At 35.1% G+C, this 21470-nt stretch carries 24 protein-coding genes and 2 riboswitches; of the genes, 16 read left to right on the forward strand and 8 right to left on the reverse strand.

All coding sequences use genetic code 11. The features are described from left to right. The first annotated feature begins 8 nt into the window (after positions 1 to 8). Positions 9 to 1121 (forward strand): class I SAM-dependent methyltransferase, encoded by a 1113-nt coding sequence (locus tag ACLBXA_RS03150; protein ID WP_000525134.1) that lies wholly within the window; start codon positions 9 to 11, stop codon positions 1119 to 1121. A 142-nt stretch (positions 1122 to 1263) separates the two neighbouring features. Here ACLBXA_RS03150 and ACLBXA_RS03155 read toward each other — a convergent pair whose 3' ends face one another. The 4 genes from ACLBXA_RS03155 to metI all read right to left on the reverse strand — a co-directional run bounded on the left by ACLBXA_RS03155 (position 1264) and on the right by metI (position 4939). Then, positions 1264 to 1554 carry an ArsR/SmtB family transcription factor gene (locus tag ACLBXA_RS03155; protein ID WP_000894377.1) on the reverse strand — a complete coding sequence of 97 codons (291 nt, stop codon included), beginning with the start codon at positions 1552 to 1554 and terminating at the stop codon, positions 1264 to 1266. 433 nt (positions 1555 to 1987) lie between these two features. Then, a complete protein-coding gene (locus tag ACLBXA_RS03160; protein WP_000379187.1) occupies positions 1988 to 2500 on the reverse strand; it encodes a cysteine hydrolase family protein in 513 nt (170 codons plus the stop codon). A gap of 166 nt (positions 2501 to 2666) precedes the next feature. Next, on the reverse strand, positions 2667 to 3830 hold the full coding sequence (metC, locus tag ACLBXA_RS03165) for a cystathionine beta-lyase (RefSeq protein WP_000122298.1): 1164 nt from the start codon (positions 3828 to 3830) through the stop codon (positions 2667 to 2669). After that, complete coding sequence (gene metI / locus ACLBXA_RS03170; protein WP_098832678.1) at positions 3827 to 4939, reverse strand: cystathionine gamma-synthase/O-acetylhomoserine thiolyase; 1113 nt, start codon at positions 4937 to 4939, stop codon at positions 3827 to 3829. The genes metC and metI overlap by 4 nt, the downstream gene beginning before the upstream one ends. A 94-nt stretch (positions 4940 to 5033) precedes the next feature. Next, positions 5034 to 5144: riboswitch (SAM riboswitch) on the reverse strand. Positions 5145 to 5347: 203 nt separating this feature from the next. Further along, positions 5348 to 5457, forward strand: a riboswitch (SAM riboswitch). 70 nt (positions 5458 to 5527) lie between these two features. Between metI and ACLBXA_RS03175 the strand changes: the two genes are divergently transcribed. The 6 genes from ACLBXA_RS03175 to ACLBXA_RS03200 all read left to right on the forward strand — a co-directional run bounded on the left by ACLBXA_RS03175 (position 5528) and on the right by ACLBXA_RS03200 (position 13328). After that, positions 5528 to 7360 (forward strand): bifunctional homocysteine S-methyltransferase/methylenetetrahydrofolate reductase, encoded by a 1833-nt coding sequence (locus tag ACLBXA_RS03175; RefSeq protein WP_000770367.1) that lies wholly within the window; start codon positions 5528 to 5530, stop codon positions 7358 to 7360. Continuing rightward, positions 7360 to 10758 carry a methionine synthase gene (metH, locus tag ACLBXA_RS03180; RefSeq protein ID WP_447617100.1) on the forward strand — a complete coding sequence of 1133 codons (3399 nt, stop codon included), beginning with the start codon at positions 7360 to 7362 and terminating at the stop codon, positions 10756 to 10758. The genes ACLBXA_RS03175 and metH overlap by 1 nt, the downstream gene beginning before the upstream one ends. Before the next feature lie 18 nt (positions 10759 to 10776). Then, complete coding sequence (locus ACLBXA_RS03185; RefSeq protein ID WP_000724743.1) at positions 10777 to 11835, forward strand: undecaprenyldiphospho-muramoylpentapeptide beta-N-acetylglucosaminyltransferase; 1059 nt, start codon at positions 10777 to 10779, stop codon at positions 11833 to 11835. A 194-nt stretch (positions 11836 to 12029) separates the two neighbouring features. After that, positions 12030 to 12290, forward strand: a complete 261-nt coding sequence (locus ACLBXA_RS03190) for a DUF3966 domain-containing protein (RefSeq protein ID WP_001250699.1) — start codon at positions 12030 to 12032, stop codon at positions 12288 to 12290. Between the two features lie 95 nt (positions 12291 to 12385). Next, positions 12386 to 12760, forward strand: a complete 375-nt coding sequence (locus ACLBXA_RS03195; RefSeq protein WP_079245917.1) for a nucleoside 2-deoxyribosyltransferase — start codon at positions 12386 to 12388, stop codon at positions 12758 to 12760. 79 nt (positions 12761 to 12839) lie between these two features. Then, positions 12840 to 13328 carry a hypothetical protein gene (locus tag ACLBXA_RS03200; protein WP_000764263.1) on the forward strand — a complete coding sequence of 163 codons (489 nt, stop codon included), beginning with the start codon at positions 12840 to 12842 and terminating at the stop codon, positions 13326 to 13328. 34 nt (positions 13329 to 13362) lie between these two features. Here ACLBXA_RS03200 and ACLBXA_RS03205 read toward each other — a convergent pair whose 3' ends face one another. Next, on the reverse strand, positions 13363 to 13674 hold the full coding sequence (locus tag ACLBXA_RS03205; protein ID WP_001093240.1) for a hypothetical protein: 312 nt from the start codon (positions 13672 to 13674) through the stop codon (positions 13363 to 13365). A gap of 253 nt (positions 13675 to 13927) precedes the next feature. On the opposite strand from ACLBXA_RS03205, the gene ACLBXA_RS03210 reads away from it, so the two are divergent. Next, positions 13928 to 14143 (forward strand): DUF3912 family protein, encoded by a 216-nt coding sequence (locus tag ACLBXA_RS03210; protein WP_001008326.1) that lies wholly within the window; start codon positions 13928 to 13930, stop codon positions 14141 to 14143. Positions 14144 to 14230: 87 nt separating this feature from the next. Then, positions 14231 to 14623 carry a hypothetical protein gene (locus ACLBXA_RS03215; RefSeq protein WP_063675680.1) on the forward strand — a complete coding sequence of 131 codons (393 nt, stop codon included), beginning with the start codon at positions 14231 to 14233 and terminating at the stop codon, positions 14621 to 14623. 79 nt (positions 14624 to 14702) lie between these two features. Here the strand turns inward: ACLBXA_RS03215 and ACLBXA_RS03220 are convergent, their stop codons facing one another. The 3 genes from ACLBXA_RS03220 to ACLBXA_RS03230 form a co-directional block, all read right to left on the reverse strand. Next, the gene (locus tag ACLBXA_RS03220; RefSeq protein ID WP_001094344.1) at positions 14703 to 16097 is read right to left on the reverse strand and encodes an L-cystine transporter; all 1395 of its coding nucleotides are present in this window, start codon (positions 16095 to 16097) and stop codon (positions 14703 to 14705) included. 107 nt (positions 16098 to 16204) lie between these two features. Beyond that, positions 16205 to 16447, reverse strand: a complete 243-nt coding sequence (locus ACLBXA_RS03225; protein ID WP_000375619.1) for a DUF2626 domain-containing protein — start codon at positions 16445 to 16447, stop codon at positions 16205 to 16207. 126 nt (positions 16448 to 16573) lie between these two features. Continuing rightward, positions 16574 to 17269, reverse strand: coding sequence for a helix-turn-helix transcriptional regulator (locus ACLBXA_RS03230; protein ID WP_000434110.1), 696 nt, complete (start codon positions 17267 to 17269; stop codon positions 16574 to 16576). A gap of 205 nt (positions 17270 to 17474) precedes the next feature. Between ACLBXA_RS03230 and comGA the strand changes: the two genes are divergently transcribed. Genes comGA through comGG form a run of 7 tightly spaced genes read left to right on the forward strand, consistent with a single transcriptional unit; the run spans position 17475 to position 21408 of the window. Then, on the forward strand, positions 17475 to 18518 hold the full coding sequence (gene comGA, locus ACLBXA_RS03235) for a competence type IV pilus ATPase ComGA (RefSeq protein ID WP_001013181.1): 1044 nt from the start codon (positions 17475 to 17477) through the stop codon (positions 18516 to 18518). Then, a complete protein-coding gene (comGB, locus tag ACLBXA_RS03240) occupies positions 18505 to 19542 on the forward strand; it encodes a competence type IV pilus assembly protein ComGB (protein ID WP_003257965.1) in 1038 nt (345 codons plus the stop codon). Before comGA ends, comGB begins: the two co-directional genes overlap by 14 nt. A gap of 11 nt (positions 19543 to 19553) precedes the next feature. Further along, positions 19554 to 19853, forward strand: coding sequence for a competence type IV pilus major pilin ComGC (gene comGC, locus ACLBXA_RS03245; protein ID WP_001178680.1), 300 nt, complete (start codon positions 19554 to 19556; stop codon positions 19851 to 19853). Then, on the forward strand, positions 19850 to 20305 hold the full coding sequence (comGD, locus tag ACLBXA_RS03250; RefSeq protein ID WP_002082168.1) for a competence type IV pilus minor pilin ComGD: 456 nt from the start codon (positions 19850 to 19852) through the stop codon (positions 20303 to 20305). The genes comGC and comGD overlap by 4 nt, the downstream gene beginning before the upstream one ends. Further along, a complete protein-coding gene (locus ACLBXA_RS03255; RefSeq protein ID WP_000829465.1) occupies positions 20298 to 20600 on the forward strand; it encodes a hypothetical protein in 303 nt (100 codons plus the stop codon). Before comGD ends, ACLBXA_RS03255 begins: the two co-directional genes overlap by 8 nt. After that, positions 20570 to 21040 (forward strand): competence type IV pilus minor pilin ComGF, encoded by a 471-nt coding sequence (gene comGF, locus ACLBXA_RS03260; RefSeq protein WP_000923110.1) that lies wholly within the window; start codon positions 20570 to 20572, stop codon positions 21038 to 21040. The genes ACLBXA_RS03255 and comGF overlap by 31 nt, the downstream gene beginning before the upstream one ends. Beyond that, a complete protein-coding gene (gene comGG, locus ACLBXA_RS03265) occupies positions 21037 to 21408 on the forward strand; it encodes a competence type IV pilus minor pilin ComGG (RefSeq protein WP_001214886.1) in 372 nt (123 codons plus the stop codon). The genes comGF and comGG overlap by 4 nt, the downstream gene beginning before the upstream one ends. The last annotated feature ends 62 nt before the right edge of the window (positions 21409 to 21470 follow it).

Genomic DNA, 21470 nt, shown 5'->3' on the forward strand with positions numbered 1-21470 from the left:
GAGTCATTATGGGAATGGAGCTCATTTTAAGAGAATGGATGGGGAAAGAAAAGGATTATTCAATTTCATATAGTACGTATATGAACCTTGTATTGTATACAGAAGGTCATGGATATTATATGAAAGAACGTGAAAAGATTGGAAGAAAAGGGGATTTTTTTACAAGTAGCAATGTATCCTCTGTTTTTGCAAAAACTTTTGCTAAACTTTTTATTCGTCTTGTTGAAAATGGTGAAGTTGCTTCGAATATTTGTGAGGTTGGTGGGGGAACTGGAAAGTTTGCCTATGATGTTTTACAAGAATGGAAGCAATTATCTCCAAAAACCTTTATTGATTTAAACTATTCAATGATTGAAGTGAGCCCTTTTCATAGGAAATTACAGCAGGAGCAACTTGGCTCATTTTCTAATGTATCGTACTATACCTCCTATAGTGAAATGGGAGATTCTTTCGAGGGAATTCTTTTTTCGAATGAGTTGTTTGATGCATTTCCTGTTGAAATAATTGAGAAAAGAAATGGTATGTTGTATGAAGTACGTATTACATATACAGAGGAAGGAAACCTTTCAGAAGTATGTAGGCCGTTAGATAAAAGAATTGGTCGATATTTATTGAAATATAATATTCATATTGCTGAAGGGCAACGTTTTGAAGTACCAATTGTGATGGAGGAGTATATAAAAGAAATTGCGAAATGGTTTCAAAAAGGTATATGTATTACAGTTGATTACGGATACACAAAAGAAGAATGGATGCATCCAGCACACCGTGAAGGAAGTTTGCGAGGGTATTATCAGCATAAGCTAATACGAAACCCACTAGCGTATCCAGGTGAAATGGATCTTACTACTCATATTCATTGGGACGAGCTAACTGAGATGTTTAGTCTGCAGGGAATGAGTGCAGTATGGCATAAGAAACAATCTGAGTTCTTGTTAGCTGCAGGAATATTAGAACAGCTTACGAGCCATCAAGATACGAATCCTTTTTCTGAAACGCAAAAAAAAAATCGAGCAGTTCGTTCTATGATTTTGAATGGAGGAGTAGGGAGTGCGTTTGATGTTGTTATACATACAAAAGATATGCAACATTTGCATTTGGAGCAGTATGTAACAATATAAAAAACAAGACACAGTATATACTGTGTCTTGTTTTTTAATACGACTTATGTAGTATTATATATTTCCTCTCATGATATATATTTATATTAAAGATATGAGATGAAAAATATAGAATACGTTCTTTTTCTTCGATTATTAGTCCCTAACCTAATAATACGCGAACGAGTTGAATTATTGTTTCGTTCTCTACTTTGTAATAAATTTCTAATCCTTTTCTTTCACTAGAAACGATTTTAGCGCTTTTTAATTTTGCTAAATGCTGTGAAATTGTAGATTGTGGCATGTTTAAGCCAGTATACATTGTAGAAACGTTGCTTGGACCGCGCTCAATTAATCCTTTTACGATACATAAACGAACAGGATGAGCTAGTACTTTTAATAATTCTGCATTACTTTCATATAGTTCTAATTCTTTTTGAAAGGTTTCTAACATGTTCTTTTCCACCTCCGTGTGAGCTATTATACCATACTATACATACCAAAAATTTAAAGAAAAGAAAATAGTTGTTGCAGAAAAAAAGTCCTAAAGTAAAGAAATTGTAAGAAAAGAGACCCTGATGTAAATAAAATAGGTAAATTAGCACGTTTTTGTAAAATAAAATTTTTGGGTGAAAATTTCGATGCGTTTTAAAAATTGAAAGATATAGATATATTTGTAACACAATTTTATCATGATTTTCTTATTCTTTCAAATGAATATACAAAATTTTTAAAATAATATGACAAAGGAATTGTAATGATATATATAGAATATAAAACAGTTTAAAAGAAAAGAAGCTGAATGTAATTCGCTTCTTTATGATGATAACGAAATATTTGATTACAGCTGATAAATCTTAGGATAATCAAGTCATTAGTCATTTATTCTAAAATTCATCTTTTAGCAACGTTAAAAACCTGTGATTCCATATGTTCTCGTAAAAATCAATCGTCTCTTTTGCGGACATAAAAGGATTCTTCAACGTAGAGGTTGTTTTCTGTGCCATAAAGTTTTCGTATCCCAGTCCGTGGGCAAACTTAATCGTAGCATCCATACAGTACTCTGTTTGGGCACCACAAAATTCAATGCGCTTTACAGATAATTGATCTAAAATTTCTTTTAAGTTTGTTTTATAAAATGAATTTGCATGTGTTTTTCTTACAAAAAAATCTTGTTCTTGAACATCTAGATCGGTATGAATAGCCCAATTTTCTTTCTCGGGTACTAAATCATCATCACAATATTGAACAAAAAGGATTGGTTTATTTAATTTTCTGTATGAAGAAATTCTTTGATTTACTTTTGTTAGTAAGTTCTGTAAATCAAATAAATGCTCTCCGCTATAACATACTCCATTTTGTAAATCGATAACGATTAAAATATCTGTACAAGTATCCATTATTTTTGCTCCTTTTTATTTCTTAATATATCAATTAATCCATTACTTGGAAATAGATAAAAATTTTATTTTTTAATGAACTATATAGACAGAAAAGCACTAAAACGAGTATGGTAGACAGCATAAAAAAAGATATGAAAACTTAATTTCATATCTTCTATTCATTCTATACATTTACAGGTTCTTCTACATAAGAAAGGGCATTTTCAAAATCGGATATTAAATCGTCAACATTTTCAAGGCCAACTGATAACCGAAGTAATGAATTAGAGATCCCTCTTTCATCACGAGCTTCTTGCGACAGTGCTGCATGTGACATTTTTGCTGGGTAAGAAAGAATTGACTCTACCGCTCCTAAACTAACTGCAAAAACGGGTAATTTTACTTTTGACAAAAATTGGCGGAGTGCATCTTCTGACTGCAAAGTAAACGATAAGACCGCTCCAGCTGATGTTGCTTGAGATTGTTGAATATCAAATCCGAGATGCGTTTGTAATCCAGGATAATAGACATTTTGTACTTTAGTGTGCTCTTGTAAATAATGTGCAATTTTATTGGCATTTTTAGCTGAATGCTCGAGGCGTACATGCAATGTTTTTAGGCCACGAAGTACGAGAGAACAATCTTGAGGCCCTAAAATAGCACCGAATGCATTTTGTAAAAATCCAAGCTTTTGAGCGAGTTCTGCATCTTTTACTACTGCTAATCCGGCAGTAACATCACTATGACCAGCAATAAATTTTGTAGCACTATGAAGAACGACATCAGCTCCAAGTTCAAGTGGTTTCTGGAATAGTGGTGTCAAAAAAGTATTATCAACAAAAGTAAGAGCGCCAATAGATTTTGCAAGTTTAGAAACTTCGCGGATATCTGTCACTTTTAAAAGTGGGTTAGAAGGTGTTTCTACATAAAAGAGCTTTGTATTTGGTTTAATGTTTTGTTTTATTTCTTCTAAATTGGTCATATCAACAAATGTATGTGAAACACCGTAACGGGAGAGTACCTCAGTTATCACTCTGTAAGTGCCTCCGTATACATCTTCTGAAATGAGTACGTGATCACCTTGTGAAAGAAGGAGGAATGCAGTGGAAATCGCTGCAATGCCTGATGCAAAGGCGAATCCCTTTGTTCCACCTTCTAATAAAGCAATGATATCTTCAAGAGCTTCACGAGTTGGATTTCCTGACCTGCTATAGTCATATTTTCCGAACGTATCTACATCAAACTGGTGAAAAGTTGATGTGTTATAAATGGGAACGTTCACAGCGCCCGTTTGTGAGTCATGTTTATATTGGTTGTGTAGTAAGAGTGTATCTATAGAATAGCTCATATTTTTACACCTTCTTTTATGAGTTTAATGGCTTGCTTTAAGTCTTGAATTAAATCGTTACTATTTTCAATGCCAACGGAGAATCGAAGAAGACGATTGCATACACCGTTTGCTGTTCTAATATCTTCAGGAATATCAGCATGTGTTTGCGTTGCTGGATAAGTCATTAAACTTTCTACACCACCAAGACTTTCTGCAAATGTAATTAAGGATAAAGATTGTAAGAATGGATTAATCCAAGCTTCATCTTTAAGGCGGAATGAAATCATGCCGCCTCTTCCTGGATAAAATACATCTGTCACCCCGTTTTCATCATTTAAATATGCAACAACTGCTTTCGCATTTTCTTCATGTTGTCTCATGCGAAGCGCTAACGTTTTCATACCGCGAATTAATAACCATGAGTCAAATGGGCTTAAAACCGCGCCTGATGCATTATGATAATGAGCGATTTCCTCGCAAAGTTCCATTCCTTTTGCAACGACAAGTCCGCTTAGTACATCGTTATGTCCCCCTAAATATTTCGTTGCGCTATGGAGTACAATGTCAGCACCTTCTGTTAATGGTTGCTGTATATAAGGTGTGTAGAATGTGTTGTCTACAATAAGAAGTAGTCCGTGCCTTTTCGCTACAGTTGCGACAGCAGCAATATCAGTAACTTGCATTAATGGATTAGTTGGAGTTTCTATGAAAATAGCCTTCGTTTCAGTTGTGATAGCTTGCTCAATTTGTTTAATAGATTGTGTATTTACGTATCTACATCGAACATTCCACTTTTTTTCGTGCTCAGAAAATAATCGATACGTTCCTCCGTATAAATCTTCAGATACAATAAGTTCGTCTCCAGAGTGGAATAGAGAAAGGACGAGGAGAACAGCCGCCATCCCTGAACTACAGGCATAACCTTGTTCGCCATATTCTAAGTCTGCGATCGCCTGTTCTAAAAGACCGCGAGTTGGATTGCCAGTTCGTGAATAGTCAAAGCCAGTAGATTTACCAATTCCTTCGTGACGATAAGCGGTTGAGAAATAAACCGGTGGATTAACCGTTCCTGTTGTAGTTTCACTGCGATTTCCGATTTGTGCTAGTTTCGTTTCGATTGTTGACATGTGAAAATTCCTCCTTTTTAAATTGAAACATTAAGTGAATATAAAATAAAAAAAGCCTTCTAAGAAGAAGGCTTTCGGTTTGAATAGAGTCTTCTTCTCATCTGTCAAATCTTTCACAATTTGCTGGAATTAGCACCTTATTAACAAACTGTTAATGGTTGCTGAGGCGTCATAGGGCCAGTCCCTCTACCTCTCTAGATAAGAATGTTCGTATGAAATTTTTATTATGTTTTTAACTTTACAACAAAAGATAATTGAATTGCAAGTTTATTTTAAATAATTTTTATTTTTCCGCAAGTATCATTGACTTTTACTTTTGTGCATGCTAAATTTATTAAAAAATTAACAAACATTGTTAAAAGGGGAACGCATTTCCTTTTAGCTACATAAATAAAATAATAAAGACAACTCTTATTGAGAGCGGTGGAGGGAAAGGCCCTGTGAAACCCGGCAACCTTCAAACGAAATGTTTGAAACGGTGCTAATACCTGCAAAACGAATGTTTTGCATAATAAGAGGAGGAACGATTATGTCCCCCTCTTCAAAGTGAAGAGGGGGTTTTTATATTGATAGAAATGAGGGAGATTCGTGAAATTACTAGATTTATTATCAAAAGGAATTGTAATAGGTGATGGTGCGGTTGGGACGTTATTGCATTCACATGGTTTGCAAAGTAGCTTTGAAGAATTGAATGTATCTGATCCAGACTTAATTATATCGATTCATAAACAATATGTAGCTGCTGGAGCAGATGTAATTCAAACGAATACGTATGGGGCAAATGAGACGAAATTACGTATGTATGGTTTAGAAAATCAAGTTACAGAAATTAATAGAGCGGCAGTAAAACTGGCGAAAGCATCTGTTACAGACAGAAATGCAATTTTAGGAACAATTGGTGGTATGAAACACATCGGAGCCGTTACAACGACTGATATGGAAAGGGAGTTTATGCTACTTGAACAGGCAGGGGCTTTACTAGAAGAACAGGTTGATGGATTACTATTAGAAACTTTTTACGATGAATTTGAATTACTTCATGCCGTTAAAGTATTGCGTAAGCAAACGAATATTCCAATTGTTGCTCAATTAGCGTTACATGAAGCAGGTACGACTCAAAATGGAAATGATGTCAATGAAATATTAAAGCAACTTATAGATTGCGGTGCAAATGTTGTTGGATTGAATTGTCAACTAGGGCCGCTTCATATGACGGAAGCTTTCAAAATGATATCGATTCCGCAAAATGGCTATTTATCAGCATACCCAAATGCAGGTCTCCCGAATTATGTGGAGGGACGTTATGTATATGAGGGAAGCCCAGCTTATTTTGAAGCGATGACACCGAGATTTATTGAGCAAGGTATTCGATTATTGGGTGGTTGTTGTGGTACGACTCCAGAACATATTCAAAGTATGAAGCGCGCTGTTGCGAATATTACCCCTGTAATAGAAAAAGACACGATTCAAAGGCCGAAAGTCGTTCATACGCATGAGAAACGTTCGAAGGCTCACGTCACTCTAGCAGAGAAAGCGAAAAAACAAACGACAGTTGTAGTGGAATTAGATCCACCGAAAACGTTAGATACACAGCGTTTTTTTGAAGGAGCAAGAGCGTTAAAAAGAGCGGGAGCAGATGCTATTACTCTAGCAGATAATTCATTAGCATCGCCTCGCATCTCGAATATGGCAATGGGTGCGTTATTAACCAAGCATGATATCCCAGTATTGACACATTTAACGTGTAGAGATCATAACGTCATTGGACTACAATCTCATTTGTTAGGTTTATCGGCGTTAGGGATGGAAGAAGTGTTAGCTTTAACTGGTGATCCAGCGCGCGTTGGTGATTTTCCCGGTGCAACTTCTGTATATGATTTATCCTCTATTGAGCTCATTAAAATGATTAAAGAAATGAACGATGGACGTTCAATTTTAGGGAAATCAATTGGACCGGCGACAAGGTTTTCTGTAGGCGGCGCATTTAATCCTCACGTGAGGCACTTAAAAGCAGCGGTTAAGCGAATGGAACGAAAAATAGATGCTGGAGCGGAGTATTTTTTAACTCAGCCAATTTACGATATCGCGCTAATTGAAGAAGTGTATGAAGCGACAAAGCATTTGGAACAACCTATTTTTATTGGAATTATGCCGTTAGTAAGTAAGCGGAATGCAGATTTTCTTCATTTTGAGGTGCCGGGTATTACTCTTCCTGAAGAAATAAGAGAGAGAATGGATGGACACGAAACGAAAGAGGCAGCAATTGAGGAAGGGATTCGCATTTCGCAAGAATTAATCGACATAGCGATGAAATATTTTAATGGTATTTATCTTATTACACCATTTTTAAAGTATGAAATTACAGAACATCTTGTTAAATATGTAAGAGAAAAGCAAGAAGTGAAAGAAGGTATTAATTGATGAAGTGTATAGAAGAAAAATTACAGAATAGCATTTTAATATTAGATGGGGCAATGGGGACAATGATTCAGCAAGAGGATTTAACTGCTGAAGATTTCGGAGGAGAAGAGTACGAGGGCTGTAATGAATATTTAGTAGAAACAAGACCAGACGTTATTTTAAAAATTCATAAAGCTTATATTGAAGCTGGAGCGGATATTATTGAAACAAATACATTTGGGGCAACGAATATTGTACTAAGTGATTATGAGCTGTCTCATTTAGATGAAGAACTAAATGAAAAGGCAGCACTTTTGGCGAAGCAAGCTGTTAAAGAAAGCGGGAAGGAAGTATATGTTGCGGGAGCAATGGGACCAACAACGAAAGCAATTAGTGTTACAGGTGGTGTGACTTTTGAAGAATTGATTGAGGCTTATACAAGGCAGGCACGAGGATTGTTAAAAGGAGAAGTTGATGTATTACTCGTTGAGACGAGTCAAGATATGCGTAACGTGAAAGCAGCTTATATTGGAATTCAAGCTGCTTTTGAAGAAATGAAAAAAACGGTTCCTATTATGATTTCAGGAACGATTGAGCCAATGGGAACGACTCTGGCTGGGCAAACAATTGAAGCTTTTTATTTATCAGTAGAACATATGAAACCATTATCTGTTGGATTAAACTGTGCGACTGGTCCGGAGTTTATGAGGAACCATATTCGTTCACTATCTGATTTATCGGAGTGTTACATTTCTTGTTATCCAAATGCAGGTCTTCCTGATGAAGATGGACATTACCATGAATCTCCATCTTCTCTTGCTGAAAAGGTGAAGCGATTTGCTGAAGAAGGATGGGTTAATATTATCGGTGGTTGTTGTGGCACGACACCAGAACATATAAAAGCAATGAAATCCGCGCTAGCATCTCTTAAGCCTCGTGACCATCATGAGAGAGAAGGACATGGAATTAGTGGATTGGAGGCACTTCAATACGATGAGTCTATGAGACCGTTATTTGTAGGTGAAAGAACGAATGTTATTGGATCACGTAAATTTAAACGATTAGTAGCAGAAGGGAAATTTGAAGAGGCTGCTGAAGTGGCAAGGGCGCAAGTGAAGAAAAATGCTCATATTATTGATATTTGTATGGCAGATCCTGATCGTGATGAAATAGAAGATATGGAGAAATTTTTGACAGAAGTTACGAAAGTGTTAAAAGTACCGATTATGATTGATTCAACGGATGAAAATGTTATGGCAAGAGCACTTACTTATATTCAAGGAAAAGCTGTTATCAACTCTATTAATTTAGAAGATGGAGAAGAGCGTTTTGAAAAGGTAACACCGCTTCTTCGTAAGTATGGTGCTGCAATTGTAGTTGGTACAATCGATGAAGATGGTATGGCAGTAAGTGCTGAAAGAAAATTAGAAATTGCAAAAAGAAGTTACGAATTATTAACGACGAAATATGGAATACGTCCGTCAGATATTATTTTTGATGCACTTGTGTTTCCAGTAGGGACAGGTGATGAAGAATATATTGGTTCAGCGGCAGCGACTATAGAAGGAATTCGTCTTATTAAAGAAGCGTTACCAGAGTGTTTAACGATTTTAGGTGTAAGTAACATATCATTTGGTTTACCACCAGCTGGACGTGAAGTATTGAATTCCGTCTTTTTATATCATGCTACGAAGGCTGGATTAGATTACGCGATTGTTAATACGGAAAAATTAGAACGCTATGCGTCGATTCCAGAGGAAGAAAAACACCTTGCAGATGCATTACTGTTTGAAACGACTAAAGAGACGTTAGAAGAATTTACAAACTTTTACCGAGTCGCTAAAAAGAAAGATGTCGTTGTGCAAGAAACGTTAACGCTTAATGAAAGACTAGCAAATTATATTGTAGAAGGTACGAAACAAGGATTACACGAGGATTTAAGTCTTGCACTTGAAGAAGGAAGAAAACCTCTTGATATTATTAACGGTCCGCTTATGACAGGGATGGACGAGGTAGGACGACTATTTAATAATAATGAACTTATTGTTGCTGAAGTATTGCAAAGTGCCGAAAGTATGAAAGCTGCTGTAAGTTATTTAGAGCCATATATGGAATCTAGTGATAGTGCGAAAAAAGGGAAAGTATTATTAGCAACTGTAAAAGGTGACGTGCATGATATTGGGAAAAATCTCGTTGAAATTATTTTAGCGAATAACGGATATGAGATTATTAATTTAGGAATTAATGTACGTTCAGATCGAATTGTTCAAGAAGTACAAGAAAAGAATCCGGACATTATAGGACTTTCAGGTTTATTAGTAAAATCAGCGCAACAAATGGTAACGACTGCTGAAGATTTAAAAGCTGCAAATATTGATGTTCCCATTGTTGTAGGTGGTGCAGCATTAACGAGAAAGTTTACAGATAATCGGATTTCACCATCATATAAAGGGCTCGTTTGTTATGCGAGTGATGCGATGACGGGGCTCGATATTATTAATAAGCTTCAAAAAGAAGAAGAGCGTGAGAAGATGAAACAGGATAAGAAAGAACGGCATCTTCATATCGTAAAAAAAGAGGAGAAGAAAGTAGAAATTCCAGCAGTAATTGAGCCATTACCAAAGGCTGAGGTTATCGTGCCTGATTCAACAAAACGAATTGTATTACGCGATATTCCCGCCCTTCATCTCGCTCCATTTTTAAATAGACAAATGCTACTTGGGCATCACCTTGGATTAAAAGGAAATGTGAAGAAGCTTTTGAAAGAGGGAGATAAGAGAGCGCATGAATTAAATGATTTAATAGATGAATTATTGCAAGAAGGACAATCTTGGTTAAAGCCAAAAGCAGTGTATCAATTTTTCCCAGCGCAAAGCGATGGACAAAACATTGTAATATATGATCCAGAAGATCATACGCGTGTTATAGAGCGTTTCACGTTCCCTAGACAAGGAAAGGCCCCCTATCGTACTTTAGGCGATTATTTGCGCCCAATTGGAGATGAGATGGACTATGTTGCTTTCTTATCTGTTACGGTTGGGGAAGGAGTTCGGGACATTGCTGAAGAGTGGAAGGCGAAAGGTGATTACTTACGTAGTCATGCCATTCAATCGTTAGCGCTTGAATTAGCAGAAGGACTTGCTGAAAAAACACATATGCTCATTCGTGACCGCTGGGGCATTCCAGACTCACCTGAACTGACGATGGAAGAACGTTTCCGTACGAAATATAGAGGAATACGCGTGTCATTTGGTTATCCGGCGTGTCCAGAACTTGCAGATCAAGAAAAGCTATTTCGCTTAATTCATCCAGAGGAAATAGGTATTTCATTAACAGAAGGATTCATGATGGAGCCAGAAGCGTCCGTAACGGCTATGGTATTTTCTCACCCTGAGGCAAGATATTTTAGTGTATTATAGTCTAGAAGGGGGAGACGTATGAAGAAAATAGTCTTTACAGGTGGCGGTTCGGCAGGACATGTAACACCTAATTTAGCCATTATCCCACATTTACAGGAAGACAACTGGGATATCTCTTATATTGGTTCTCATCAAGGTATTGAGAAAACGATTATAGAAAAGGAAGGCATTCCCTACTATAGTATTTCGAGTGGAAAGCTACGTCGTTATTTTGATTTGAAAAATATAAAAGATCCTTTTCTTGTAATGAAGGGTGTTATGGATGCGTATGTAAGGATTCGAAAACTAAAACCAGATGTGATTTTTTCAAAAGGCGGTTTCGTATCTGTACCAGTCGTAATTGGAGGATGGCTAAATAGAGTACCAGTTTTATTACATGAATCTGATATGACGCCAGGACTAGCAAATAAAATTGCGCTTCGTTTTGCTTCGAAAATATTTGTTACATTTGAAGAAGCAGCGAAGCATTTACCGAAAGGAAAAGTAATATATACGGGATCTCCTGTACGTGAAGAAGTGCTGAAGGGAAATCCTGAAACAGGTTTAGCATTTTTAGGTTTTTCACGTAAAAAGCCAGTTATTACGATTATGGGAGGCAGCTTGGGCGCGAAGAAAATTAATGATACGGCTCGAGAAGCATTACCAGAACTTCTTAAAAAGTATCAAATTGTTCACCTTTGCGGAAAAGGTAACCTTGATGAAAGTTTACAAAATAAAGAAGGATATAGACAATTTGAATATGTACATGGAGAACTGCCGGATATATTAGCGGTAACAGATTTTGTTATTTCACGCGCGGGCTCCAACGCAATTTTTGAATTTTTAACATTACAAAAGCCAATGGTTTTAATTCCATTATCGAAATTTGCAAGCCGTGGAGATCAAATATTAAATGCAGAGTCCTTTGAAAGGCAAGGGTATGCCTCCGTATTATATGAAGAAGATGTAACTGTAAAATCTCTGATAAAGTATGTCGAAGAATTGAATCAAAATAATGAGAAGTATAAAACAGCACTAAAAAAATATAATGGAAAAGAAGCAATTCAAACAATCATTCAAAATATTTCAGAGGCATGATGAAACAATCATGCCTCTTTTAGTAGGGTGAAAGATTCCAAGAATTGATATTTTTATGTTACAATAAAGTGAAACTTTAATCAGTTGGGTGCATCCTCCATCTAACTTCTTTGCTTTTACTGAAATTTGAGGAGGGAGTCTTACTGCCCTCAAATAGCGGGATAACAACTGGGTTAATAGAGAAATTCCAATTAATGAGGCGTGAAAATACGAATGGATTAGGAGTGACTGTGTTGGAGCTAAGTCTCTATGAAAATACTGCACTTATTATATGCTTTGTGTTGTACGTTGGTAGTGTTATTGTTTATATTTCAAGGAAATTTTCGCAAGAAAGAGAGCTTGAAAAGTCAGAGATAACAGCTGAACTAGAAATGTTAGCTGATGAAAGTTATAAAAAACAAAAAATAAAAGAAGACCATGAAGCATCCCATCATTTAAACGCAAATAAGTTTTAAAGATGGGGATTTTTTTTGAAGTTGTTCTTTATTATAGCTATAACAAATAACGCTAAAAAGGAGTTTCCCCATACATAATGAAGGAGTGTATATAAATGAATTTTTATATCGCCTCAGGTTTCCAAAATAAACATCTTGTATGTTCCGTAGCAAATGAACTGAAACATGCAGGATGGCACCATACATATGATTGGAGCAAAAACGAAAGAGCAGTGAATCAAGAACAATTAAGAGAAATTGGTCAGGCAGAAAAAAATGCTGTAAAAGAAGCGGATGTGTTTTTACTTATATTAGATGGCGGAAACGGGAGCCATACAGAGTTTGGAATGGCGATTGCACTAGAGAAAACGATATATGTATATCATGCAGGAAACCCGCTCCAAACAACGTTCTATCACTTGCCAGAAATAAATATTTTTGAAGGAGATGTAGCTGAGTTTGCATCTTATGTTATGAATCATGTGAAATAATAGTAACTACCTAAAAGGTTATAAAAGTGATCTTTTGGGTACAGTGATGATAAGAAACGTATATAAAGGAGTACATAATATGAAATTAGAAAATGGATGGGAAACGAGCTTTTTAGAAGTCGTACAAAATAGTGAATTTAAGAAAGAGGCACTTCTTAGTCAATTGCTTTGTCAGGATAGTGAAGAAGTAGAAGAGCTTGTGGATGATTACGGCTACGAAGAACTTGTTGAACGTGAACATGATGATGAGTTAGCTGAAATCTTAGGAGAAGAACTTTTTAGTGAGATGGAACGCCAAGTATTCTTATCTTCAAACCCAGAAGAAAAACTTATTGCATTCGTCAATGGATTAGGTTTTCATGTGTTAGATTGGATCGTTCTTCTTGAAACAGAATTTGGCATTGATAGTGCAAACTTTACATCAGATGCTGTAAAGGTGTTAGAAAAGCGTTTCAGACAGTTTCCGTACATAGAGGACAATACAATTTTTGATATGACATTTGGAGAATCGATGGATGTATTAGAATCTGTTACAGGATTACAACTAAAGGAAAAGATGAACATATAATGAAAAAAGAACGTGATTGGATCACGTTCTTTTTTTACATAATAATAATTTTATCATCTAGTTTTGTCTGCCCGGTAAGAAGTGCGTTTAAATATTCCACTTTTCTTATACAAGCTTGTATATGTCTTTCAACCTCTTGTAACTCTGCTTGGTGATGTGTTTCAATTGGATGAATTTGTACGTTGAATTTTTCAAATTGACTACTATATGTTATTTCTGCATAGCCGCTCATAATATCGGTTTCGTTATGAAATAAAAATTGCCTCGTTTTGTCACAGAATGATACATCCTGAAAGCCATATACTTTTAATGCTTCAATTACTTTTTTAATCATTTTTGTATTCATTTTTTTAACCCTCTTTACGAAGTTCTACTTTTATATTATAACATAAAAAACTACATAGAAAGCGCTTCCAAGTGTATTTTATTATAAACTTTACGTTTCAATCACAAAAATGAAACAAAGAAAAAATAATTGTAAAGAAGGAAGGACTCTTTTATTGTTTCGTCATATATATAGAGAAATAGTGCAATGAAAGGAAATTTTCCGAGGTGGAGATCGTATTTCCAATTTGAGCGCAGTAAAAGAGGTGAAAATCTTGAACTTTGATATTGTAGGACAAAAAGCATATATAAAAGATGGACCGCATCGGAACCGAATTGGAATTGTAAAGAAAAACGAGACAAAATTAGCATCGCAGTTTGCTATTGTAATTGGAGAACAAATCATTGATGTAGAGCTAAAGGATATCGTGTTAGTTGGGGTGGACGTAGGACAATTTCATAAATGGTGCGAACAAAATGGTTATTTGTGAAAAGGACGGGCTGTGAGATAATGAAATATATTTGAGAGAAGAGAATATGTTATTATATTCTCTTTTTCTATGTGTAAGGAGGCGGAGATGAAGTATACAGAACGAGATTTTACACTGGAATTGAAAGAGAAAATTCAATGCATGGAGAAGGAAATAGAACGGATATCACTTAAACTTTATAAAGAGTATTCGCATTTATACATAGAAAAAAACATGGAATTAGATATGGGATTTGCAAGAGAAAAAGAGAATCCCTTTGAGGTGGGTTATTATTCATCAGTTGCTATAGCTATATTAGATGAAGAAAAAGAGATGATTGGATTTTACAATATACCAATTTGGAAATGCGAAAGAATCTTTTTAGGAATGCCAATTCAATCAAACATTTTGGGTAGTAAGAAAGTAGGGGAACTCGCTGATGAATCTTGTTATGAGATTGAGGAAGAGTTAAAAGAGCAATTAAAAGAATACTTGGAGTGATAATTCTCAAGATAAGATCTATAAAGAGGGAACGGAATAAAAAAGACGCTAACAATTGTATGTTAGCGTCTTTCTTTCATTATGAAGCAATTTCACCAGTTTTTGTATCGTCTTGATTGTACGTATCTTGATCTAATTCACCAAGCCATTTACTTGAAATAAGACCTGCTGTCATAGAACCACTTACGTTAAGAGCTGTACGACCCATATCGATTAATGGCTCAACTGAGATAACTAGAGCAACAATACCGATTGGTAAGTTCATTGTAGATAGTACGATTAAAGCTGCGAATGTTGCACCGCCACCAACTCCGGCAACACCGAATGAGCTAATAGCAACAACAGCGATTAAAGTTAAAATAAATTGTGGTTGTAATGGATCAATTCCTACAGTTGGAGCGACCATCATTGCAAGCATTGCTGGATAAATACCTGCGCAACCGTTTTGTCCGATAGATACCCCAAATGAAGCTGCGAAGTTTGCAATTCCTTCGGAGATACCAAGCTTTTCTTTTTGAGCTTCAATATTTAATGGCATCGCACCAGCACTAGAGCGAGATGTGAATGCAAAAGTTAGTACAGGGAACACTTTTTTCAAATATTGAATTGGATTTAAACCAGACAATGCAATTAATAATAAGTGAATGATAAACATTACGATAAGTGCTACATAAGAGGCTAACACGAAGTTACCAAGCTTTAAAATAGCATTTATATCGCTACCAGCAACTGTTTTTGCCATAAGAGCTAATACGCCGTATGGAGTAAGGCGTAAAATTAATGTTACCATACGCATTACGATTGCATATACAGCATCAAGCATTTTCTTAAATAGCTCTGCTTGTTCTGGATATTTTCGTTTTACACCTATAAAGGCAATGCCGATAAAGGCTGCAAATATTACGACAGAAATTGTTGATGTTGGACGAGCGCCTGTTAAATCAAGAAACGGATTTGTAGGCAATAGCTCTAATAATTTATCTGGAATTGTTGTCTTTTCAATAGAAGTAAATCTTTCTTCAACTAGTTTCAGACGAGCAGATTCTGCATCACCTTGTTGCAAGCCTGTTGCAGATACATCAAATCCTGCACTTGCAGCGATACCGACAGCTGCAGCGATTCCTGTAGTAAGAATTAAAATTCCGATAATAAGACCACTAATTTTACCAAGGTTTTTCGTTAACTGTAATTTTGTAAATGCTGAAATAATAGATACTAAAATAAGTGGCATAACGATCATTTGAAGTAATTTCACATAACCGTTACCAATTAAGCCAAACCAAGTATTTGATTCAATAATTACTTTAGAAGTTGGCTCATAAATGAATTGTAATATAAGACCGAATAAAATTCCGACTCCTAAAGCGGTAAATACACGTTTATTAAAAGATACATGCTTACGTTGCATATAATATAATACGCCAACTAAGATGAGCATGACTGCAACGTTAATTCCGACAAGCAGTGTATTCATGTTGATTCCCCCTAATTCCAATCTGTTATATAGAATATAAGGTAATAAAACCTATAAGTCAACTAGGAAATTCCGGGATTAAAAAAAAGATGGCAAAATGCCATCTTTTAATGTCCAGCCCCAGGGACAAGTAAAAATGTCGTGTAGTATGTAAATCCTATGAAGAAAACAGTTAAATATGCCCCGAATACGTATATATACATACGCTCTGTTAATTTTAAATAGCTTAAAAGTACGAAGAAACCTGTTTGTCCTAAAAATAGTAGTGCAGCCTGTTGCATATCTCCTACGTAAAACATAACCGAGAAAATTCCAGTCCAAAAGCCGAGAACGCGAAACATGCGATCCATGCTATTTCCCTCCTTTTCTAGAAAAAGTAAAACCTCTTTTCATTATAGTTTATTTTTCTTACTATTGTAAATATTCATTCATATAAAAAGAAGCCAATTATTATTGGCTTCTTTTTATATGAGAAATTAAATTGTTAGTTTATAATTACAAGATTTACATCCATCTAATAGACTATCATTTCGAGTTAATTCCATGTTAGGGAATAGGATTTCAAAAATTCCTTTCATCATATCTCCGTGCATGTTACAAATTTCAGTTGGATGATGAACAGCCACTTCTTTAAATGGACAATTGTGTACATCATAGAAAATTTTTGTTCCATCTGCACTTAATTCAAATGCAGGTGATAAGCCGGCTGTTGAGAAAGCTTCTTTTGCAATTTGAACTTTTTGTTCTACTGTTAAAGCACCTTCACTCACATTTAAACGTTGCATATGTTGTTGCATTAATTCGGCCCCGAATTGTTTTCCTGTTTCGTATAGCGCTTTCTCACCAGCAGCGCCAAGGCTAAGTAAAGAATTAAATGCTATTCTTGCTAACAATTGATAATCACGGAATGGAAATTGCAATTGAATAACATCTTCAGATAAGACATATAATCTGCTTGGTCTTCCGCCTTTTCCAGTTTTCTTTGTTTCCGATTTAAGCATATGAACATCTTCTAATTTAGATAAATGTAAACGTGCTACGTTTGGATGAATATCGAATTCATCTGCAATTTCTTGTACAGTTACGTAACTATGTTTTTGCGAAATATATTTATAAATGTAATAACGAGTTGGGTCAGCTAAAACACCTGTAATTTTTAAAGCTTGTTCCATGAGGATCTCCACCTTTATCACTTTATCCAAGATAATAACATTATAATACAGATAAACATGAGTATAGGTAATTTCAGACAATAATTCGGAAATTGTTCATAATTTCACAAACATATTTTTCCTTTTTCCTCTATTGAAAATACAAAAATCCAAATTTTTATTGTGCATGTTTTCATGCTATATACATAGTGAGGAGGGAAAAGTGATGAATGGGATTGAAATTTTTGCGAATACAATTTTAAAAGAAGCGTGTAGGGTACAAGCGTCAGATTTACATATTGTGCCCCGGCAGAAGGATGTAGCGGTGCAACTACGTATAGGAAAAGATTTAATGACGAGACAATGTATTGAAAAGGAGTTTGGAGAAAAACTTGTCTCACATTTTAAATTTTTAGCATCTATGGATATAGGAGAGAAACGGAAGCCACAGAATGGTTCGTTGTATTTGCAAATTGATGGACAAGAAGTGTATTTACGCCTTTCAACACTTCCAACAGTATATCAAGAAAGTCTCGTTATTCGCCTTCATTTACAAGCATCTGTTCAGCCCTTATCACATCTTTCGTTATTTCCAAGTACGGCAGCAAAACTACTCTCGTTTTTACGCTATTCACAGGGGCTACTCGTGTTTACTGGACCGACTGGTTCTGGGAAGACAACGACAATGTATGCATTATTAGAGGTAATTAGAAAAAAGAAAACACGTCGTATCATTACACTTGAAGATCCGGTTGAAAAAAGAAGTGACGATGTATTACAAATTCAAATAAATGAAAAAGCGGGTCTTACATATGAAACAGGATTAAAGGCTATTTTACGTCATGATCCAGATATTATTTTAGTCGGTGAAATCCGTGATGAAGAAACAGCAAAAATAGCTATAAGAGCAAGTTTGACAGGACATTTAGTAATGACAACGCTGCATACGAATGATGCGAAAGGAGCAATCATTCGTTTCATGGATTATGGTATAACGAGGCAAGAGATTGAACAGTCTTTATTGGCTGTAGCTGCACAGCGACTTGTCGAATTGAAATGTCCGTTTTGCAGAGGGAAGTGCTCAACTTTATGTAAATCAATGAGGCAAGTAAGGCAAGCAAGCATTTATGAGCTGCTATATGGGTATGAGTTAAAACAAGCGCTTAAAGAAGCGAATGGAGAATGTGTTACTTACAAACATGAGACTTTAGAATCGTCAATACGAAAAGGATATGCTTTAGGGTTTTTAGAAGATGATGTTTATGTTTAAGAAAACTTGGAGTTTAAGTAATCAAGTAGTATTGTTGAAACGTTTAGGAGAATTATTAGAAAAAGGCTACTCTCTTTTACAAGCATTAGAATTTTTACAGTTTCAATTACCTGTAGAAAAGAAAGTACAATTGCAACGCATGGTTGAGGGATTAAAAGATGGGAAAAGTCTACACGATTCTTTTCATCAGTTAAGGTTTCATCAGGACATGTTAAGTTATTTATTTTATGCCGAGCAACATGGTGATATTTCTTTCGCTTTGCAACAAGGAAGTGCACTTCTTTATAAGAAAGATAAGTATAGGAGAGACATGATGAAAATAATGCAGTATCCTATGTTTTTGGTGTTTTTTCTACTAATCATGCTTTTTATTTTCAACCTCATCTTATTACCTCAGGTTGAAATGGTTTATAGTTCGTTCGGTTCTAATACACCACTACTTACAGAACAAATTTTAAGTGCAATAAAAATGCTACCTTACATTATTTTAACCGCTATTGTAACTGTTATTATTGGATGTAGTTTATATATGTTGTATTTTAGGAAACTTCCACATATTAGACAGGTAAAAATCATGCATCGTATTCCCTTCATCAAAACATTTCTTATTTTAAAGCATTCACATTATTTTGCTACTCAGTTGAGTGGTTTATTAAATGGTGGACTATCAGTATGCGAAGCTTTAACAATAATGATGGAGCAAAGATATCATCCGTTCTTTCAATATGAAGCGAGCCGAATTGAAAGACAATTAATTGGAGGAGAACAGTTACAATCTATCATTGCTAAAAGTGGGTATTACGAGAAAGAACTTTCTTATGTTATTACGCATGGACAAGCAAACGGTAATTTAGCGATTGAATTAGGTGACTATAGCGATCTTATTATGGAAAAGATGGAACGGAAAATTAAACATATGGTAGTTATCATTCAGCCTATTTTATTTACATGTATTGGAGGAATCGTTGTCCTTATGTATTTAGCGATGATTATGCCGATGTTTCAAATGATGAATTCTATTTAGGAGGCATTTGTATGCAGAATGAGGAAGGATTTACTCTGTTAGAGATGCTATTAGTAATGGTTGTCATAACTATATTATTACTATTAATTATTCCGAATGTAGTTACACAGCGCTCATCGATCCAAGGAAAAGGGTGTGCAGCTTACGTGAAATCTATAGAAGCGCAAATACAAGTATATCAATTACAACATAATAAAATTCCATCGTTAAAAGAACTGATAGATGAAAAGTATATTACAATTGATAAGTGTCCGAATGGCGAATCTATTCATATTTCAGATGATGGCACAGTATCAATTAGGACATTGTGAAACAACAGGGGTTTACTTTTTTAGAGATGTTACTCGTTTTATTTGCTATTTCTGTATTGAGTATAGTTACGTATTTTAGTGTTCATTCCTTATACGAGCGACAAAAAGTTGAACAATTTTTGAGACAGTTTTCAAATGATGTTTTGTATATGCAGCAATTAGCGATAAACCGTCAAAAGCACTATACATTACGTTGGTATAAAGATAGAAATTTGTATGCTATAAAAGAGTTAGGTACAAAGTATTATATCGTCAAGCGGGAGTATGAAGAAGATATACAAATTGATTTGCATACGTTTCCAAACCCGATGACATATAATCCAAGTGGAAATATTAATAGAGGTGGTACGATTATAATTTCGTATCGAAATTATAAATATGAAATTGTATTTCAGCTTGGAAGAGGGAGATTTACGTATCGTGAAATGTCAAAAAGGGTCCATAATGGCTGAAATGATTGTGTCGTTAAGTGTTTTAATGATGGCTGTATCGTTACTACTACCGCAAACAGTATTAGTTATGCAAGAAAGAAAAAATATACAAATTCGTTATAAGGCATCTGGGTTATTAAAAAAAGAAGCAGCTATATATATGTATGGAAATGAAGAAAAGCGAATAATAGAAAAGAATATGAATGGAATTGTGTATTACACATATTGGGGAGGCAATGAAGTTTGTACCATGTGGAGAGATGTGAAAGAAAGAATGGTGGAACAATGCTTTTATGTAGGAGAAAAAGTAAATTAGAATTTGGTTTTTCATTAATAGAAATGATTGTATGTCTGTTTCTATTATCAATATTTTTTTTGCTCTTTCCCCGCCTACATTTCATTGAAATGGAAAATAAACAGTCAAAAGGATTAAATGATTGGGAGTGGGATGTGTTTTTAGGTCAAACGCAATTGGAGTTTCGTGAAGTATCATCTGGAGAACAGCTAGCATTTGAAAATGGAGAAAGTATTTTAAGATTCCGATCGCGTAATGGGAGTGAAGTATCATATGAAAAAGAGAATAGTCGTCTTATAAGAAAGGTAAATAGGCGTGGGAGAGAAGTTGTTTTACAAAATATTGGAACGGTTTCTTACAAACTAACACCTCATGTACTCATTATAAATGTGAAAGATACTAGTGGGAAAATATATGAAGGGGTAGTTATGCGATATAGTGAAATGGAAATGAATGTATGAGAGGGCAAAATGGGTTTACAATGCCTGGAACGATCATCTTTCTTATTTTATTAACTTCTTTTTTTATATACGAAACCAATATGCTGCTTACAGATAAAAATTTTTATATGGAAATAGAACAAAAGTTTTTACTGGATGAACTACTTAACCGATCTATTACAGATATAAAAAAAGACTTACAGCAAAAAGAAAAAGAAGGTGCATTTTTCTTTCAGTATGAAAAGGGAGAAGCGAGTGGGAATTATGTTTTTGAAAATGATTCAATTTTCGTTGCGTTGCAGTGCAAACTCAAACAGGAAGCTTTCTATACGGTGAGCTTTCGGTATAGAAAAAAGGATGGAAAAATAGTCGATTGGATAGAAGGATAATATGTGAAATATATGGAGATAAACCAGGGGTTTCTATTATAAATTGAATTGACTTTTTAGAA

Source organism: Bacillus sp. D48C (assembly GCF_053345735.1).

Bases quoted from the DNA above. Each gene is read 5' to 3' on its own strand.
- ACLBXA_RS03150 (WP_000525134.1), top strand. From the start codon at position 9: ATGGGAATGGAGCTCATTTTAAGAGAATGGATGGGGAAAGAAAAGGAT.
- ACLBXA_RS03155 (WP_000894377.1), bottom strand. From the start codon at position 1,554: ATGTTAGAAACCTTTCAAAAAGAATTAGAACTATATGAAAGTAATGCA.
- ACLBXA_RS03160 (WP_000379187.1), bottom strand. From the start codon at position 2,500: ATGGATACTTGTACAGATATTTTAATCGTTATCGATTTACAAAATGGA.
- metC (WP_000122298.1), bottom strand. From the start codon at position 3,830: ATGAGCTATTCTATAGATACACTCTTACTACACAACCAATATAAACAT.
- metI (WP_098832678.1), bottom strand. From the start codon at position 4,939: ATGTCAACAATCGAAACGAAACTAGCACAAATCGGAAATCGCAGTGAA.
- metH (WP_447617100.1), top strand. From the start codon at position 7,360: ATGAAGTGTATAGAAGAAAAATTACAGAATAGCATTTTAATATTAGAT.
- ACLBXA_RS03185 (WP_000724743.1), top strand. From the start codon at position 10,777: ATGAAGAAAATAGTCTTTACAGGTGGCGGTTCGGCAGGACATGTAACA.
- ACLBXA_RS03190 (WP_001250699.1), top strand. From the start codon at position 12,030: ATGAGGCGTGAAAATACGAATGGATTAGGAGTGACTGTGTTGGAGCTA.
- ACLBXA_RS03195 (WP_079245917.1), top strand. From the start codon at position 12,386: ATGAATTTTTATATCGCCTCAGGTTTCCAAAATAAACATCTTGTATGT.
- ACLBXA_RS03200 (WP_000764263.1), top strand. From the start codon at position 12,840: ATGAAATTAGAAAATGGATGGGAAACGAGCTTTTTAGAAGTCGTACAA.
- ACLBXA_RS03205 (WP_001093240.1), bottom strand. From the start codon at position 13,674: ATGAATACAAAAATGATTAAAAAAGTAATTGAAGCATTAAAAGTATAT.
- ACLBXA_RS03215 (WP_063675680.1), top strand. From the start codon at position 14,231: ATGAAGTATACAGAACGAGATTTTACACTGGAATTGAAAGAGAAAATT.
- ACLBXA_RS03220 (WP_001094344.1), bottom strand. From the start codon at position 16,097: ATGAATACACTGCTTGTCGGAATTAACGTTGCAGTCATGCTCATCTTA.
- ACLBXA_RS03225 (WP_000375619.1), bottom strand. From the start codon at position 16,447: ATGGATCGCATGTTTCGCGTTCTCGGCTTTTGGACTGGAATTTTCTCG.
- ACLBXA_RS03230 (WP_000434110.1), bottom strand. From the start codon at position 17,269: ATGGAACAAGCTTTAAAAATTACAGGTGTTTTAGCTGACCCAACTCGT.
- comGA (WP_001013181.1), top strand. From the start codon at position 17,475: ATGAATGGGATTGAAATTTTTGCGAATACAATTTTAAAAGAAGCGTGT.
- comGB (WP_003257965.1), top strand. From the start codon at position 18,505: ATGTTTATGTTTAAGAAAACTTGGAGTTTAAGTAATCAAGTAGTATTG.
- comGC (WP_001178680.1), top strand. From the start codon at position 19,554: ATGCAGAATGAGGAAGGATTTACTCTGTTAGAGATGCTATTAGTAATG.
- ACLBXA_RS03255 (WP_000829465.1), top strand. From the start codon at position 20,298: ATGGCTGAAATGATTGTGTCGTTAAGTGTTTTAATGATGGCTGTATCG.
- comGF (WP_000923110.1), top strand. From the start codon at position 20,570: ATGCTTTTATGTAGGAGAAAAAGTAAATTAGAATTTGGTTTTTCATTA.
- comGG (WP_001214886.1), top strand. From the start codon at position 21,037: ATGAGAGGGCAAAATGGGTTTACAATGCCTGGAACGATCATCTTTCTT.